The following is a 15946-nucleotide window of genomic DNA, read 5'->3' on the forward strand; positions in this document are numbered from 1 at the left end:
GTGTCGGATTACGCGGGGCTTTTTGCCCCGCTAAGTCGACCTACAGTCACAATCCTCGCCAGCACCCCCTCCCCAAACACCGCCTGAAACGGCAAATCCTTGCGCTGCGCGTAGCCGATATAGCAGTCGCACTTGAAGCGCGGGCAGGCGCGTTCCTGCAGCATGTCCGCCAGGTCATCCACGTACAGATTACCCAGCCGCTCGGGCACGAAATGGCAGCGCGCCAGTTCGCCATCGCCATCGACGGACAGCGACGCTTCGCCCGCCAGGCAAGGTTTATTGCGCGAGGGCGACGGGCGGCGGTTTTGCGCGAACCACGGGTCGACGGCGTCCAGCCAGGCCAGATCGTCGGGAGCGTAGTAGCCGGGGCCACGCCGGTCATACGCGTTCAGCCAAAGGTACACGTGCTCCGGCAGCGCCGCGCGCAGGGCGCGGATGGCATCCAGGTGTTCGTTCATCGCCACGACGCCGACGGAATAGCGCACGCCCATGGCGTCCAGACGCGCGCAGCGTGCGAGAAAGCGGGTCAAGGTCGTCTGGTCCGGGTGGTAGGTGCACCACAGGCCGATCTTGTCCAGCCCGTCCATGTTCTCCAGCCAGCCCAAGGGGCCGGACAGGTTCGTCTGCAGCGCCACCTGGCGCACGTGCGGCAAGGCTGCCAGGGTTTGCATGGCCGCGCGGTAGTGGCGCCGCACCAGCGCTTCGCCCCAGGGCGTGAACAGCACACTGATGTTCCGGTGTTGCGCCGCCACCCAATCCGTAAAACGCGCCACTTCGCGCGCGTCGCGGGCCAGCGCAGCGCGGCTGTCGCGCTTCTTGGCGAATGGGCAGTAGCCGCAGGCGTAGTTGCAACTGGCCAGGGTGCCGCGGTACAGCAAGGACAGCACGCCTGGCTGCGCGGTCAGCACGCCTGGCCGCCTTCGGCCATCAGCGCGCGTACCGTATCGGATGCCAGCCACGGGCCGATGGTGTCGGCATAGCTGTAGCCCCGCTCGTTCAGGCGCAGCAGCGGGCCATTTTCTTCCACCAATTCCAAAGCGTGCAGCTCGGCCAGTTGCGGCAAGTCTTCTTCGCAGCGAGAACCGAAGCGCGCCAGGTAGGCATCGCGGTCCAGGCCCGGTTCGGTCAGCAGCGACTGGATCACGTAGCGCCGGCGCTGTTCTTCGTCATCGAGCTGGTAGCCGTGTTCTGCCTGCGCGAAGCGCGCTTCATCGAGCGCCAGATACCCGTCGATGATGTTGATGGTGTCCGTGCGCGCCACGGCGTACTCGCTGGAGTAGTGCAGCTTGGTCGTATAGGAGCGGGCGCCCGCACCCAGGCCCAGCATGCCGTCATTCTGGCAGCAGTACGAGGGACCGTTCTGTTCCGGCGCATGCGGGGCGCGGAACATGCGCATCGACACCTGCTCATAGCCTTGCGCGCGCAAATGGTCGCGCGCGGCCGCGTACAGGGCCAGACGGCTGTCGCCGTCCTGCGCCAGCATGATGGGGTTGAGCGATTGCGCACCCCGGCGCCGCGCCACCTTGCCCAGGCCTGTTTGTTCTCGCACGTACAGCGGATACAGATAGATCTCTTCGGGCGCAAACGTCAGCGCGCTGTCGATGGAGGCCAGCAGGCTGGCGACGGTTTGCCCCGCGATGCCGTAGATCAGGTCCAGGTTCAAGGTGGGGAAGCCGGCGTCGCGTATCAGGCCGATGGCGTGATGGACGGTGGCGTTTTGCTGGGGACGGGCCAGCGCGCGCATTTCGCCGGCGGCAAAGCTCTGGATGCCCAGGCTGACCCGGTCGATGCCGTGCGCGCGGCAGACGGCAAGGCGTTCTGCCGTGATGGTTTCGGGCGACGCCTCGATGCCGGCCGGCGTGGTTTGCAAGTCGATGCCGAGGATGTCGCGCGCGCCGCACAGCAGGGTGTCCAACTGCGCCGGTGACAAATAAGTGGGCGTGCCGCCGCCCAGCGCGAAGCGGGCGAAGCGCCGTTCGCCCAGCGCGCCGCCCAGGGCGCGCATCTGCACCAGCAATTGCTGCACGTAGCGCTCGACCATGTCGGTACTTGGGCGTGCCATGGCGAACAGGTTGCAAAAGCCGCAGCGCATCTCGCAAAACGGAATATGGATATACGCGAACAGGGCGGAGCGGTCTTGCTGCGCCCACAGGGGCGCCAGCGGCGCCGCCTGCGGCAAGGTGCGGTAAGCCGCCTTGTGCGGATACGAATAGGAATACGCCTGGTAGGGCGTGTGGCGCATGCGCTGCGCCAGGGTGCCAGGCTGTTCGGATGGGTTCACGGTGGGGATTCCTTGGGAGGTGTATCGGGGGCGATGAAGAAGTGCGCGTACGGCACGTTCCACACGCTGTCATGGGCCACTCTATGGCCCCGGTAGCCGTCTTCGCCATACGCGCTGCCGTGATCCGAGCAGACGATGGCAAACGTGGGTGCGCGCGCGGCGCAGGCGGCAAACAACGGCGCCAGCGCGCCATCCACATAGCGCAGGGCCGCCGCATGGCTGTCCAGGTTATCGGCATGGCAGCCGGGCAGGTAGGCGCGGTTTGGCGTATGCAGGGCAGCAACGTTGATGAACAAAAAAGTGCGCTGCTCGCCGTCCGCCAGGCGGGCTATGGCCAGCGCCACCTGTTTTTGCGTCGAGTGGCGGCTGGCCACGCCCATGCCGGCGCTCCAGTGGCTTTCCTGGAACAGCGACGGCAGCACGGTGCCCAGCGCCGTCTGTTTATTAAAGAAACCCACGCCGCCGATGCAGATGGTGCGGTAGCCGCGCGCGGCCAGCGCGGCGGGCAGGTCCGCCTGCTCGAACGCGAACGTGTGCTTTGAGGTCGTTTCGCTGCCCGCGAAGGCGGAAGCGAACAGGCGCGGATGGCGGCCCGGCGCGGCCGGCGTGGGCAAAAAGCCCGCGAAGAAGGCCTGGTGCGCCGCGTAGGTGAACGTGGCGGGCGAGTGGCGCCGTTCCCAGCCGCCCGGTGATAAAAAACGTCCCAGCACGGGCAGTTCGCCCGCCTCGTACAGCGCTTGCGCCACGTCGTAGCGCAGGGTGTCGAGCGTGATGAAGACGATGTCGTGGCTGCCGACGATGGCGTGCATGTCGGGGCTGGCCGGTGTTTCTTTATGCATGGGCCAGTTGCGCCGTGTATGTATCGATGCCTTGCCACAGAAGGCCGGGCAGCAGGTCGCCGAAGGCATTCGCCTCCAGCACGCGGGCCTGGCCCTGGCGCACCACCAGGTCGTAGCCCGTCACGTGGCTGCGGGGGAAGGCGCGCGCGGCCAGGGCGGCGGTTTCCTCCAGTGCCTGCATGTCGGCAGTGTTCAGGAGACCAGCCGCATCGCCGCGCCGGTTGTCGAGGTGCAGATTGGTCATCATCTGCTTGCCGATGCGCGCCACCCGGTGCGCGGGCTGGCCGGCCAGGGTCACGACGCGCAGGTCGTAGTGGCTGTCGCCGCAGCGCGGCTTGTTCAGCCATGCTTCCGCATACAGCTGTTGCGCGGCCAGCGCGTCGACAAGGGCGGCGATGTCGTGTTCGGATTCGTAGCGCGCCATGCGTTTGCTGTTCATCAGGCGCGTTATGCCCTCCGTGCGGTGCAAGGTGGCCGAGGTGGTGGCTTGCTGCTGGCCGGCCTTGTTCCTTCGGTAGGCGACGACGCCGGACGCGGATGAGCCGTAGCGCGGTTTCAGATACACGCGGTCAATGTCATGCGCATGCAGCAGCGACTGCAGATGGTCGTAGCTCTCCACGGCTCCCAGCAAGGCAGGTATGGGCACGCCGTGCGCGGCCAGATGGCGCTGGCAAGCCAGTTTGTCCGTCATGAGGCTGATCTCGGCCGGCGCATTGAAGACGCGCGTTTGCGGCAGCTCGGCCAGCTGCGTCGCCAGGGTGGCCATGGCAGCGGTAAAGCCGGCAAACCAGGCGTCCATGGCCAGCAGCTCGCCATGCGCGGGCGCAGCGACGGGCGGACGCTCCAGCAGGCGCCCGCCCGCCTGCAGTAACAGCAGGTGGGCGGCGGGATCGTCGCCGGGCGGTTCGATTTTCAGCCAGCCGGGCTGGCGCAGGGCGGCTTCCAGCAGCGCCGGCTGCGCCAGCCAGTCGCGCCATTCCAGCACCTGCACGGGCGGCAGGCGCAGTTGCGCGCGCGCCGCCTGCATCAGGCGCACGCGCTTGCAGCCCTGTGTCGCCAGCAGGGTGAGAGGCATCAGCAAAGGATAAAACTCCGCCTATTCGCCGACAGCCACGTAGCGGTAGCTTTCGCCGTCGTCTTCATCGGCTTCCTGCGGATCGTCCAGCACCACCTCGAAGGGCAGCGCCTTCAGCTTGGCCTGGTTTTCTTCCGAGATGTAGTGATGCGACAGGTCCAGGCGCTTCAACTTGCCCAGTTGCGTGTGATTGAGCACGGCCACGGCGCCCAGGTCGCCGATGGTGCCCAGCGACAGGTCCAAGGTGTCGAGCTGCGCCACCAGCGGTTCTTGCGCCAGCCAGACGGCCAGGTCGTCGGCGATCTCCGCGTCGCGCAAGCCGAGATATTTCAGGGTCGGCACGGTCAGTTGCGCCAGCACCTTGCGATACAGCGCCACGTCGCCGGAAAAGCCATAGTCGTCCGTGCCCAGCCACAGTTCCAGGTGTTCCAGTTGCGGCATGCTCGATTGCGCCAGCGCCTCGGCGATTTTTTGATCGAGGCCGCCCGCTTCGATGGTGAAGCGACGCAGGTGCTGGTGGGCGAACGGTTCGATGACCAGCTCATTGCCGCCGCGGATGCGCAATTCCTGCAGCAGCGGGAAGGCGTCCAGCAGGGGCTTGTAGCTGCCTTGCACGATCCACGAAATTTCGCATTCCTCGTACGTCATGTCGCCGATGAACAGGGCACGCAAGTTGGGCAGCTGCGGCGCCTGGGCGATCAGCGCAGCCATCACTTCGTCGGCGCCCGATTCGTACGGGTCGCCCCACATGCCGATGATCAGCGCTTCAAGTGTGTTCTTGTCTGCCTTGGCGAGGAAGCCGGCGATCAGCTCGTCCATCTTGCGTTCATCGTCATACTCGAGCGACAAACGGTAGACGATGCCGGGTGACGCGTCGAAGGGCAAGTCCGGGTCGTACTGGACGACTTGCTTGTCGTGGAAGGTGGTGGTGCTGTCGGAAATGGTCATCGCTATGGCTCCGTGTAGGCGGTGGAGGCCTGGATGCCGCGCGCGGTGTGGCGGAGGGATGAGCCGGGATGTGCCGCGACGCTCTGCGAAGACATCCAGGCCTGGAAATCTTGTCTATTCTAAAATCTTAGCATGAGGAAGGGGGCTTATTGCGCACTGGAGAATGCAGTGCCTGACTTGAACCCCACTGCCGCCGGGGTCGTACCCTGAGGGTACGACCCCAGTTCTTGCCCTTGGGCTTATTACCTGTGTATGACCACCAGCAGCGCCTTGCCCTCGGTCTTGCCCAGATTGCGGATGGTATGCGGCTGGTCCGCCGGATAGCGCGCCGTGCCGCCATTCTTGACCTTTTTCTTCGCCGTCCCCACTTCCAGTTCCAGGTTGCCGTGGATTACCGTCAAATGCTCGGTGGTGCCGGGATCGTGCGGCTGCGACGCCAGTTCGCCGCCCGGCGCCAGCGTCACTTCATACCATTCATATTTGCCGGCCAGTTCCATCGGCCCCAGGATGCGCAGCACGTAGCCCGCATGGTCGCCGGGCAGGGTGGGGGTTTCGTGGGCGTCCGTGATGCGGATGGTTTCCACGGCCTTTTCCGCGCTGGACAGCAATTCGCCGATCTGCACGCCCAGGGCGTTGGCCAGGCGCCAGGTGATGGCGATGGTGGGATTGGCTTTTTCGCGCTCGATTTGCGACAGCATGGACTTCGATACGCCCGCGATGCGCGACAAATCCTCGAGTGTCAGGCCGCGCGCCAGGCGTAGCCGTTGCAGGGTGGCACCCACTTCAGGGGGAGAATTGGTCGAAACGCTGGTTTTCATCGGCAGGTGGCTTGCAAAGTTCAATAGGCTTGGGTAATATCCACTATATTGAATTTTAGTTCGACATAGTGGATTTTGAGGAAAAACACGGAAACGTGTAGACTTCAAACAGCGCTTCACGGTACAGCATACTGCGCGCACCGGTCAAGCGGCTGCTTTTCGCTATGGCGGCTGAGGTTACCCGGATATCATCCATACAACAGGGACACACAAGGATCATCATGAGCGAGCAAGCGAAGAACACCTTTTTCAGCGGTCTGCAACAGAATCTCGATCAATTGCGCCAACAGGGCTTGTACAAGTCCGAGCGCGTGATCGCCTCGCGCCAGGGCGCCGAAGTGGTGTGCGACGATGGCCGTACCCTGATCAATATGTGTGCGAACAACTACCTGGGCCTGTCCGGCGACCTGCAGACGCAGGAAGCGTCGATTGCCGCCACGCAAAAATACGGCTACGGCCTGTCGTCCGTGCGCTTCATTTGCGGCACGCAAACCGTACATAAAGAACTGGAGCAGGCGATTTCCGCGTTCCTGGGTACCGAAGACACGATCTTGTACGCGGCCGCATTCGACGCCAACGGCGGCGTGTTCGAGCCCCTGTTCGATGAAAACGACGCCATCATTTCCGACGCGCTGAACCACGCTTCCATCATCGACGGCATTCGCCTGTGCAAGGCTGGCCGCTACCGCTACGCGCACAACGACATGGCCGACCTGGAAGTGCAGCTGCAAGCGGCCGTCGCCGCCGGCAAGCGCCACAAGGTCATCGTCACGGATGGCGTGTTCTCGATGGATGGCACGATTGCGCAACTCGACAAGATCTGCGACCTGGCCGACCAATACGGCGCGCTGGTGATGATCGACGAATGCCACGCTTCCGGTTTCATGGGCGCGACGGGCCGCGGCACGCACGAACATCACAATGTGATGGGCCGCATCGACATCATCACGGGCACCTTGGGCAAGGCCCTGGGCGGCGCCATGGGCGGCTTTACCTCGGCACGCAAGGAAGTCATCGACACGCTGCGCCAGAAATCGCGCCCTTATCTGTTCTCGAACACCCTGGCGCCATCGATTGCCGGCGCTTCGCTATCGGTATTGGAACGCCTGGCCAAGTCGACGGAACTGCGCGACCGTTTGCATGAAAACACGGCCTTCTTCCGCAGCGAAATCGAGCGCATCGGCTTTACCATCAAACCGGGCACGCATCCGGTGGTGCCCGTGATGCTGTTCGACGCCCCCGTGGCACAACAATTTGCCGCCCGCCTATATGAACTGGGCGTGCTGGTGACGGGCTTCTTCTACCCGGTCGTGCCGATGGGCCAGGCCAGGGTCCGCGTGCAGCTGTCGGCCGCCCACACCCGCGAACAGCTGGTGCAAGTGCTGGCCGCCTTCGAGCAGGCCGGCAAGGAACTCGGTTTGCTGACCACTACCACTACCACTACCACTACCAACTAACAAGAATTCAGGAAAATAGCATGGAACGCATCTTAGTCATTGGCGCAAACGGCCAAATCGGTAGTGAGTTGGTGGGCGCACTGGCGCAGCAGCACGGCGCGGACAACGTCATCGCCAGCGATATCGGCACGAATAACCTGTACCACGCCAGGCGCTATGCGCAGCTGAACGTGCTGGACAAGGATGGCCTGGCGAAGCTCATCGCCGATGAAAACATCACCCAGGTGTACCAGCTGGCGGCCATGCTGTCGGCCACGGGCGAAGCGGCGCCATTGAAGGCGTGGAGCCTGAACATGGATGGCTTGCTGAATATCCTGGAACTGGCGCGCGAGCGGGGTGTAGCGGGCAAACCGCTGCGCATCTTCTGGCCATCATCGATCGCCGCCTTCGGCCCGAACACGCCGCAAGTGAACACGCCGCAAATGACGGTGATGGACCCGACCTCGATGTACGGCATCAGCAAGCTGGCCGGCGAGCGCCTGTGCGAGTACTACTTCAACAAGTATGGCGTGGACGTGCGCAGCATCCGCTACCCGGGCATCATCAGCTACAAGTCGCCTCCGGGCGGCGGCACCACCGATTACGCCATCGCGATCTTCCACGCGGCCTTGCGCGGCGAGCGTTATGACTGCTTCCTCGATGCGCACACCACCTTGCCGATGATTTACATGCCCGACGCGATCCGCGCCACCATCGAACTGATGGACGCGCCGGCAGCATCGATCAAGATCCGTTCTTCGTACAACGTGGCCGGCGTGTCGTTCAACCCCGAGCAACTGGCGAAAGCCATCGTGCACATGGTGCCGGACTTCAAGATCAGCTACAAACCGGACAGCCGCCAGGCCATCGCCGACAGCTGGCCGCAAAGCCTGGACGACAGCAAGGCCAGCGCGGACTGGGGCTGGAAGGCGCAGATCGGCGTCGAGCAGATGGTCACCGACATGCTGGCCAATGTCGACGTGGGCCAGGCTGCGCAGGCTGCCTGAAGCACGAACCCGCTTTCATAAAAACATACTAATATAAAGAGACACTACATGGATATGAGCGTATTTGACCTGTTCAAGATCGGCATCGGGCCGTCGAGTTCCCACACGGTGGGGCCGATGGTGGCGGCGCGGCGTTTTCTGGTCGAATACGGTCCGCTCGACCAGGTTGTGGGCGTCGAGGCGGCCCTGTATGGCTCGCTGGCGCTGACGGGCGTGGGCCATGCCACGGACAAGGCCGTCATTCTGGGCTTGATGGGCGAAACGCCGCAAGACGTGGCGCCCGATGCCGTCGACAGCAAACTGGCCGCCATCGAGGCGGCCGGTGAAATCGCGCTGCTGGGCACGCACGTGGTGCCGTTTACGGCCGCCACGGGTTTGATCTGGCACAAGAGCGAATCCCTGCCCGAGCATCCGAACGGCATGCGTTTTACGCTGAAACTGGCGGATGGCAGCCGGGTCGACAAGGTGTATTACTCGATCGGCGGCGGTTTTATCCGCGAGGCAGGCGAAGCGCAGTCGGAAGCGGCGGTGGAATCGGCTGCCAGCGCAAGAGTCGTCTTCCCCTTCGACACCATGGAGCAGTTGCTGGCGCATGGCGTGGAAAGCGGCCTGTCGATCCCGGAAATGCTGCGCGCGAACGAGTGCGTCAAGCGCAGCGAGACGGAACTCAATGAAGGCCTGGACCGCATCTGGCACGTCATGCGCGACTGCATCGCGCACGGCCTGGAAACGACGGGCAACCTGCCGGGCGGCTTGAACGTGAAGCGCCGCGCCGCCAAATTATGGCGTTTGGCGCAGGAGGCGAAGGCGTCGGACAACCGCGCCAACGACTTGCCGCACGACGCCGTGCACCTGGTCAGCCTGTACGCGATGGCCGTCAACGAAGAAAACGCGGCGGGCGGCCGTGTGGTCACTGCCCCGACCAACGGCGCCGCCGGCATCATCCCGGCCGTGCTGCGCTACTATGCGCAGGATTGCCGCCCCAGCGATCCCGTGGGCGGCGTGCGCCGCTTCATGTTGACGGCCGCCGCCATCGGCATGCTGTGCAAGCGCAATGCCTCGATCTCGGGCGCCGAAGTGGGTTGTCAGGGCGAAGTGGGCGTGGCTTGCGCCATGGCAGCGGCCGGCCTGGTGGCGGCCCTGGGTGGCACGAATGAACAGATCGAAAACGCGGCCGAAATCGGCATCGAGCACCACCTGGGCATGACCTGCGACCCCATCGGCGGCCTGGTGCAGATTCCCTGCATCGAGCGCAACGGCATGGGCGCCGTGAAAGCCATCACGGCCGCCTCGCTGGCGCTGAAGGGCGACGGCACGCACTTCGTCAGCCTCGACGAAGTCATCGAAACCATGCGCCAGACGGGCGCGGACATGCAGGACAAGTACAAGGAAACGTCGCTGGGTGGGCTGGCAGTCCATGTGATTACGGTGAACCACGCCGCTTGCTGAACATCTGAAAATACCCCAACGGCAGACGCCGGGGTCGGACCCTCAGGGTCCGACCCCGGATCTTACCTTTGGGTTGGTCTTCACTCCTCCTCAAACAGCTGCTCCAGCCTTCTCGGGTAGTGATTCAGGAAATCGCGCGTGACCGCATAGTGTTCCGTATCCTCATACGCCACTTCATGGATGCCACCGCCCGTAAAACTGAGGATTTTCGCGTTCGGGTAGGCCAGCAGGATGGGCGAATGCGTGGCGATGATCAGCTGCGAGTCGTCCTGCACCAACTGGTGGATCACCGATAATGCCGCCATCTGGCGGCTGGGCGACAGGGCCGCCTCCGGCTCGTCCAGCAGATACAGTCCCTTGCCCCGCAGCTTGTTGATCAGAGTCGCCATGAACGCTTCGCCGTGCGATTGCGCGTGCAGCGACTTGCCGCCGTAGCTGCCCAGGTATTCGGGCATGTCGTCCATGTAGGTGGCGACATTGAAAAAGCTCTCGGCGCGCAAAAAATAACTGTCTTCCGGTTTCTTGTAGCTTTTGCTCAGGCGCAGATGCGCATGCAAGCCCGATTCCTCGTCCGACGGCAGGGCGATGCGCACATTGCGCGTGCCGCCATCCTTGCCGAAACCCAGTCCCACGGCCAGCGCTTCGAGCATGGTCGATTTGCCGCTGCCATTTTCGCCCACGAAAAACGTCACATCGCGGTGGAAGTCCATGTGCACGAAGTCGCGGATGGCGGGGATGGTGAACGGATAGTGGTCCAGGTCGACGACGGCGTCGTGGCGCAGCGCGGCGCTTTGCAGATACGGTTTTTTACTCAGCGACATGGCCGGTTCCATCAATGGCCCGGAAGCGGGCCGACAAACACCAGTGTGGCGCAAATCAGGCGCACGCGCCAGCACGGGCGCCTGATTTTTTGACTTAAGGCTCGCGCATGCAATCGCCGAAGTACTCATGGTAGAAGGCGGTGGGACGATACTTTTCGTCCAGCAGGCCGAAATGACGGCCGACCTGGCGTCCGACCGTCATCAGGGTGCCGGCAGCACTTTTCGTTCCCGCATAGCCTTTTTTCAGTAGCCAGGCTGTGCGCACCGGAGCCGACATATCCGCTGTGCGTCCAACCAGCAAAGCGTCGACCAGACAAATTTGTTCCCGCTCGGCGCTCTCCACATAAGGTTCCGCGCTGCCCACCGCGGCATACAGTCCGCTCTTGCCACCGGCCAAAACTTCATTCAGACGCTCTTCGCTGCTGCCAAACAGATCAAATTCGCCTTCGGAGTATGGAAAGCAGTAGGCATTGGCGGTTTTTACTGCGGCACCCTGAGTCCTGGTGTACCACCTGGCAAAAGTGGCAAGATCGTCTTTTTCCTGGCCACGGCGGAACTGTGCGTACAGGGGGAGGACTTTTTCAAAGGAACAGCCAGTCGGCACCCAGCCAAATTGCGGCACCTCGTCTTCCTCGACCGGCGCTGCGACGGCCACCGATTCCGGGACGCGTGTCGCAGCAAAACACCGCAAGTCATACCCCAGCATGAACAAGCAAGCTTCGAAGGCATGGCAGCGGGCAGCCATGTCGGCGCTGTCCGCCTGGAACCAGTCGCACTGTTCCAGCACGGCGCGCAGGATCCAGCCCAGCTTGACCTGCCATTGCGCCCAGTCCTGGCACGACACGGCCTTGCCAAAGAATTGCGGTGCACCGGCAAAGCCGCTGTCGATCCCCTTGGGATTGCGGATTTGCTTGCCGCGCGCGGCGCCCGAGGGGAAGGCCAGCCAGTGTTTTTTTGCCAGCTTCTTGCCCGCCTGGCTGCGGTATTGCGCGTACAGCATGGCCATGGCCGCGCCCACGCGGCTGTCGTAGATGGGCGAGCCGCTGTCATCAAACAGGGCGTGGATCTTGGTCAGGCCTGCGTCGAAGCGTTCCACGCTGTCCGTATCGAGCGCATCGAGCGAAGCGTCCGAGTCGAGCGACATCAATGGCGCCAGGCGCGTGAAGTAGGCGACCAGGCGGCCTTGTGCATGCAGGCGCTTGAGGAAGACGATAGCGCCGCGCACGCCGCCCCATTCGAGGATGGCCAGGCAGGCGGCCAGCGCCTGGTCTTCATCCTGCCGCGCGATGGCGTCTTTCAGCCAGCCGCGCAGCAGGCCCAGCGAGGCGCGCGTCTCGTGCCAGTTGCCCGAGATGACAGCCTTGCCTTGCGCATCGGTCCAGCGCGTGCTCCACACATAGTGGCCGAGCACCGCTTCCAGGCCCGTCGCCTGCACGTCCAGGCCGCCCGGCACGAAGCGGCTGCGCGCCATCTTCAGGTGAAAGGGCTTGACTGGCAGTTCTGCCGCCAGCCAGTCGATAAAGCCCCGTACATCGTCCTGCTTGAGAAAATCGTCACGCTTCATGTGGCATTCCTGTTCATTGCTGTGTTGAAAAAATGGGGGACGGCGGCGGGCCTACAGATCTTGCGCCCAGCGGTCCCAGAAGCCGGGTTCGTCATGGGCCGCGTTCTGCATGGCGAGATCAAGGGTGAGCAGGTAGAAGCGCACGCCCGCATGGCGCATGCTGCCGTCCGCATGCTCGAGGTAGTCCCGCAGCTGGCAATACGCGGGCAGCGTTTCGTCATACGGCAGCTCGAAGCAGATCTGGCCGCGCCACGACGAAAAGCCCGACAGTTCGGCGTAGGGGCCGCAAGGCTGCCAGGCGATCGCCTGCGCGTCAAACCAGTCGAGCATACTGCTGCGCACGGCATCGTCGTCATGGCGGTAGAGGCGCGACTCTTCATAGCTTTTTGGGTGGAACTCCAGGTACAGCACGGCACGCTGGCGCTGGCGCGCGATGGCGTCGATATGGTCGATGAGCTGTGGCATGGTCGTCGTGGGCGGGCTGGCGTGCCCGGCTAGTCTGTAAAGCGGCCATGATACAGTTGCCGTGCGACAAGGTGTGTCGTTTGACAACAGACGCGCCCTGCGCCGGGCGGGCGGTGCCCGGGCAAACGCGACGGATTCGCCTTGGGGAGCGGCTGGCACTATAATATCCGCTGCCATTCATGATCAACCGCACTCAGCTCAACTGGACTCTTCAAATTTATGCACTACGTGTCTACCCGCGCTGATACAGCGCCATTGCAGTCGCAACAGTCATCTTTGCAGCAATTTTCCGACATCCTCCTGGGCGGCCTGGCCCCCGATGGCGGACTGTACCTCCCAGAACACTACCCGCAAGTCACTGGTGCCGAGCTCAACGCCTGGCGCACATTGTCGTATGCCGACCTGGCATTCGAAATCCTGAAGAAGTTCGCCACCGATATCCCGGCCGCGGACCTGAAGGCATTGACGGCGAAAACCTATACCAAGGCAGTCTACAAGAATGCCCGCACCGGCGAAAACGCGTCCGACATCACGCCGCTGCGCGTGCTCGAAGAAAACGTCGTCAAGGGTGGATCGACCACCCTGATGCTGCAAGCGCTGTCGAACGGCCCGACCCTGGCCTTCAAGGACATGGCCATGCAGCTGCTGGGCAACCTGTTCGAATACACCTTGGCCAAGACGGGCGCCGAACTCAATATCTTCGGCGCCACCTCGGGCGACACGGGCAGCGCGGCCGAATACGCGATGCGCGGCAAGAAGGGCATCCGCGTCTTCATGCTGTCGCCGCACAAGAAAATGAGCGCCTTCCAGACGGCGCAGATGTTCAGCCTGCAAGACCCGAACATTGTTAACATCGCCGTCGAAGGCGTGTTCGACGACTGCCAGGATATGGTCAAGGCCGTGTCGAACGACTTGCCGTTCAAGGCAAAGCAGAAGATCGGCACCGTCAATTCCATCAACTGGGCGCGTGTCGTGGCGCAAGTCGTGTACTACTTCCGCGGCTACCTGGCGGCGACCACCAGCAATGAGCAAAAAGTGTCGTTCACGGTGCCGTCTGGCAACTTTGGCAATATCTGCGCCGGCCATATCGCCCGCATGATGGGCTTGCCGATCTCGAAACTGGTGGCGGCGACGAATGAAAATGACGTGCTCGACGAATTCTTCCGCACGGGCGTCTACCGCGTGCGCAAGTCGGCCGAGACCTACCATACGAGCAGCCCGTCGATGGATATTTCGAAAGCGTCGAACTTCGAGCGCTTCGTCTACGACCTGGTGGGCCGCGACAGCGAGCGCGTGCGCGCACTGTTCACGAAAGTGGAAACGCATGGCGGCTTCGACCTGTCCGGCAAGCCTGGCAGCGACGGCGACGAATTCAAGCTGGTGGCCAAATACGGCTTCAAGTCGGGCAAGTCCACGCACCAGGACCGCCTCGATACCATCCGCGACGTGGCCGACGACTATGGCATCACCATCGACACGCATACGGCCGATGGCATCAAGGTGGCGCGCGAGCACCTGGAACCGAACGTGCCGATGATCGTGCTGGAAACGGCGCTGGCGGCCAAGTTCAACGAAACCATCCTCGAAGCGCTGGGCGTGGACGCCGAGCGCCCGGCCGGCTTCGAAAACATCGAAGACTTGCCGCAAAAGTTCGTCGTGATGGATGCCGACGTCGAGAAAATGAAGGCGTACATCGCCGCAAATACGGGCTTGTGATGAGCGGGCCTGTGATGAGCGATCCGGCTGCACCACGCATGCTGTCGGTGGCTGAGGCGCAAGCCTTCATGCTGGGCGCGGCGCGTCCGGTGGCCGAAGTCGAGCTGGTCGATACCATGCGCGCCAACGGCCGCGTGCTGGCTGCGGCGCAGACGTCGACCCTGAACGTGCCCGAGCGCGACAACACGCAGATGGATGGCTATGCCGTGCGCGCGATTGACTGCGCCAGCGGCGCGGCCAGCTTGCCCGTGTCGCAGCGCATCGCGGCCGGCCACGTGGGCCAGCCCCTGCAGCCGGGGACGGCGGCGCGCATCTTTACTGGCGCGCTGCTGCCGGACGGCGCCGATTGCGTGGTGATGCAGGAGCAATGCACCTTGCTTGACGGCGTGGTGACGGTGAACCACGTGCCGCATGCGGGCGAATGGGTGCGCCGCCAGGGCGAGGATATCCGCGCCGGCGGCGTCATCCTCGGTGCGGGCAGGCGTTTGCGCAGCCAGGAAATGGGCCTGGCCGCCTCGGTGGGCCTGGCGCAAGTACCCGTGCTGCGCAAGCTGCGCGTGGCCGTGTTTTTCACGGGCGACGAACTGGCCATGCCCGGTGAACCTTTGGCGCCGGGCGCCGTCTACAACTCGAACCGGTTTACCCTGCGGGGACTGCTGGAAAATTTGGGTTGCGACATCACGGACCTGGGCATCGTGCCCGACAGCCTGGAAGCGACAAAAGCCGTGCTGCGCCAGGCGGCCCAGGGCAATGATCTGATCATCACCTCGGGCGGCGTGTCCGTGGGCGAGGAAGACCATATCAAGCCGGCGGTGGAAGCGGAAGGGCGGCTGAACATGTGGCAGATCGCCGTCAAGCCGGGTAAACCCTTGGCTTTCGGCGAAGTGCAGGATGCCTTCTTTGTCGGCTTGCCCGGCAATCCCGTCTCCAGCTTCGTTACCTTCCTGCTGTTCGTGCGCCCGTTCATCCTGCGCCTGCAAGGCGTGGCGGGCAATCTGGCGCCGCGCAGCTACAAGCTGCCGGCCGCGTTTGAACGCCTGAAGGCGGACAAGCGCAACGAGTTCTTGCGCGCCAAGGTCAATGACGACGGCGAACTGGAGCTGTTCGCCAACCAGAGTTCGGGCGTGCTGACGTCCACCGTATGGGGCGACGGCTTGATCGATTGCCCGCCGGGGCTGTCGATTGCGCGCGGCGACATGCTGCGCTTTATCCCGTTTAACGAATTGCTGTACTAAGGAAGTATCGATGAAGATCAATCTGCGTTTTTTTGCCAGCGTGCGCGAGCTGGTGGGCACGGGCCAGGAAGTACTGGAAGTGGCCGCGCCGCTGACGGTGGGCGAGGTGAGAACCCTGCTGATCGCCCGCGGCGGCAACTGGGAATATGCGCTGGCGCAGGGGCGCGCGCTGCGCATGGCGCATAACCAGGTGATGTGCGATGCCGATACCGTGATTGCGGAAGGCGACGAGGTGGCATTCTTCCCACCTGTGACGGGCGGCTGATCCCGCTTCCCAGTGAGACGGCCACTT

General features: G+C 63.5%; 15 protein-coding genes. 6 read left to right on the plus strand and 9 right to left on the minus strand.

What is annotated here, in order from left to right:
- Positions 1 to 8 precede the first annotated feature (8 nt).
- From ACP7EG_RS15700 to ACP7EG_RS15725, 6 genes are all read right to left on the minus strand, one after another.
- Entirely contained in the window at positions 9 to 908 is a 900-nt protein-coding gene (locus ACP7EG_RS15700) for an STM4011 family radical SAM protein (protein WP_426088340.1), read from the minus strand.
- Positions 902 to 2281: an STM4012 family radical SAM protein gene (locus ACP7EG_RS15705; protein WP_426088341.1), complete on the minus strand. Its 1380-nt coding sequence runs from the start codon at positions 2279 to 2281 to the stop codon at positions 902 to 904. The genes ACP7EG_RS15700 and ACP7EG_RS15705 overlap by 7 nt, the downstream gene beginning before the upstream one ends.
- On the minus strand, positions 2278 to 3120 hold the full coding sequence (locus ACP7EG_RS15710) for an STM4013/SEN3800 family hydrolase (RefSeq protein WP_426088342.1): 843 nt from the start codon (positions 3118 to 3120) through the stop codon (positions 2278 to 2280). The genes ACP7EG_RS15705 and ACP7EG_RS15710 overlap by 4 nt, the downstream gene beginning before the upstream one ends.
- A complete protein-coding gene (locus ACP7EG_RS15715) occupies positions 3113 to 4195 on the minus strand; it encodes an STM4014 family protein (protein WP_426088507.1) in 1083 nt (360 codons plus the stop codon). The genes ACP7EG_RS15710 and ACP7EG_RS15715 overlap by 8 nt, the downstream gene beginning before the upstream one ends.
- 21 nt (positions 4196 to 4216) lie before the next feature.
- On the minus strand, positions 4217 to 5143 hold the full coding sequence (locus ACP7EG_RS15720) for an STM4015 family protein (RefSeq protein ID WP_426088343.1): 927 nt from the start codon (positions 5141 to 5143) through the stop codon (positions 4217 to 4219).
- A gap of 242 nt (positions 5144 to 5385) precedes the next feature.
- Positions 5386 to 5961 (minus strand): helix-turn-helix domain-containing protein, encoded by a 576-nt coding sequence (locus ACP7EG_RS15725; RefSeq protein ID WP_034751403.1) that lies wholly within the window; start codon positions 5959 to 5961, stop codon positions 5386 to 5388.
- 221 nt (positions 5962 to 6182) lie between these two features.
- Here ACP7EG_RS15725 and kbl point away from each other — a divergent pair, with 221 nt between their 5' ends.
- The 3 genes from kbl to ACP7EG_RS15740 are packed head-to-tail and all read left to right on the plus strand — an operon-like array spanning position 6183 to position 9853.
- Positions 6183 to 7418 (plus strand): glycine C-acetyltransferase, encoded by a 1236-nt coding sequence (gene kbl, locus ACP7EG_RS15730; protein ID WP_426088344.1) that lies wholly within the window; start codon positions 6183 to 6185, stop codon positions 7416 to 7418.
- A 20-nt stretch (positions 7419 to 7438) separates the two neighbouring features.
- Positions 7439 to 8404 carry an NAD-dependent epimerase/dehydratase family protein gene (locus tag ACP7EG_RS15735; RefSeq protein ID WP_426088345.1) on the plus strand — a complete coding sequence of 322 codons (966 nt, stop codon included), beginning with the start codon at positions 7439 to 7441 and terminating at the stop codon, positions 8402 to 8404.
- A gap of 48 nt (positions 8405 to 8452) precedes the next feature.
- Positions 8453 to 9853, plus strand: a complete 1401-nt coding sequence (locus ACP7EG_RS15740; RefSeq protein WP_426088346.1) for an L-serine ammonia-lyase — start codon at positions 8453 to 8455, stop codon at positions 9851 to 9853.
- 80 nt (positions 9854 to 9933) lie between these two features.
- On the opposite strand, the gene ACP7EG_RS15745 is transcribed toward ACP7EG_RS15740, so the two are convergent.
- From ACP7EG_RS15745 to ACP7EG_RS15755, 3 genes are all read right to left on the minus strand, one after another.
- Entirely contained in the window at positions 9934 to 10674 is a 741-nt protein-coding gene (locus tag ACP7EG_RS15745; RefSeq protein WP_298414472.1) for an AAA family ATPase, read from the minus strand.
- Between the two features lie 94 nt (positions 10675 to 10768).
- Positions 10769 to 12238 carry a hypothetical protein gene (locus ACP7EG_RS15750; RefSeq protein WP_426088347.1) on the minus strand — a complete coding sequence of 490 codons (1470 nt, stop codon included), beginning with the start codon at positions 12236 to 12238 and terminating at the stop codon, positions 10769 to 10771.
- 51 nt (positions 12239 to 12289) lie between these two features.
- Positions 12290 to 12703: a hypothetical protein gene (locus ACP7EG_RS15755; RefSeq protein ID WP_071077491.1), complete on the minus strand. Its 414-nt coding sequence runs from the start codon at positions 12701 to 12703 to the stop codon at positions 12290 to 12292.
- 219 nt (positions 12704 to 12922) lie between these two features.
- On the opposite strand from ACP7EG_RS15755, the gene thrC reads away from it, so the two are divergent.
- The 3 genes from thrC to moaD are packed head-to-tail and all read left to right on the plus strand — an operon-like array spanning position 12923 to position 15919.
- Complete coding sequence (thrC, locus tag ACP7EG_RS15760; protein ID WP_426088348.1) at positions 12923 to 14419, plus strand: threonine synthase; 1497 nt, start codon at positions 12923 to 12925, stop codon at positions 14417 to 14419.
- Between the two features lie 14 nt (positions 14420 to 14433).
- A complete protein-coding gene (glp, locus tag ACP7EG_RS15765; protein ID WP_426088349.1) occupies positions 14434 to 15654 on the plus strand; it encodes a gephyrin-like molybdotransferase Glp in 1221 nt (406 codons plus the stop codon).
- A 10-nt stretch (positions 15655 to 15664) separates the two neighbouring features.
- Positions 15665 to 15919, plus strand: a complete 255-nt coding sequence (moaD, locus tag ACP7EG_RS15770; RefSeq protein ID WP_096235295.1) for a molybdopterin converting factor subunit 1 — start codon at positions 15665 to 15667, stop codon at positions 15917 to 15919.
- The last annotated feature ends 27 nt before the right edge of the window (positions 15920 to 15946 follow it).

It is taken from the genome of Janthinobacterium sp. PSPC1-1 (assembly GCF_049897625.1).
GTDB classification, from domain to species: Bacteria; Pseudomonadota; Gammaproteobacteria; order Burkholderiales; family Burkholderiaceae_D; genus Janthinobacterium; species Janthinobacterium tructae.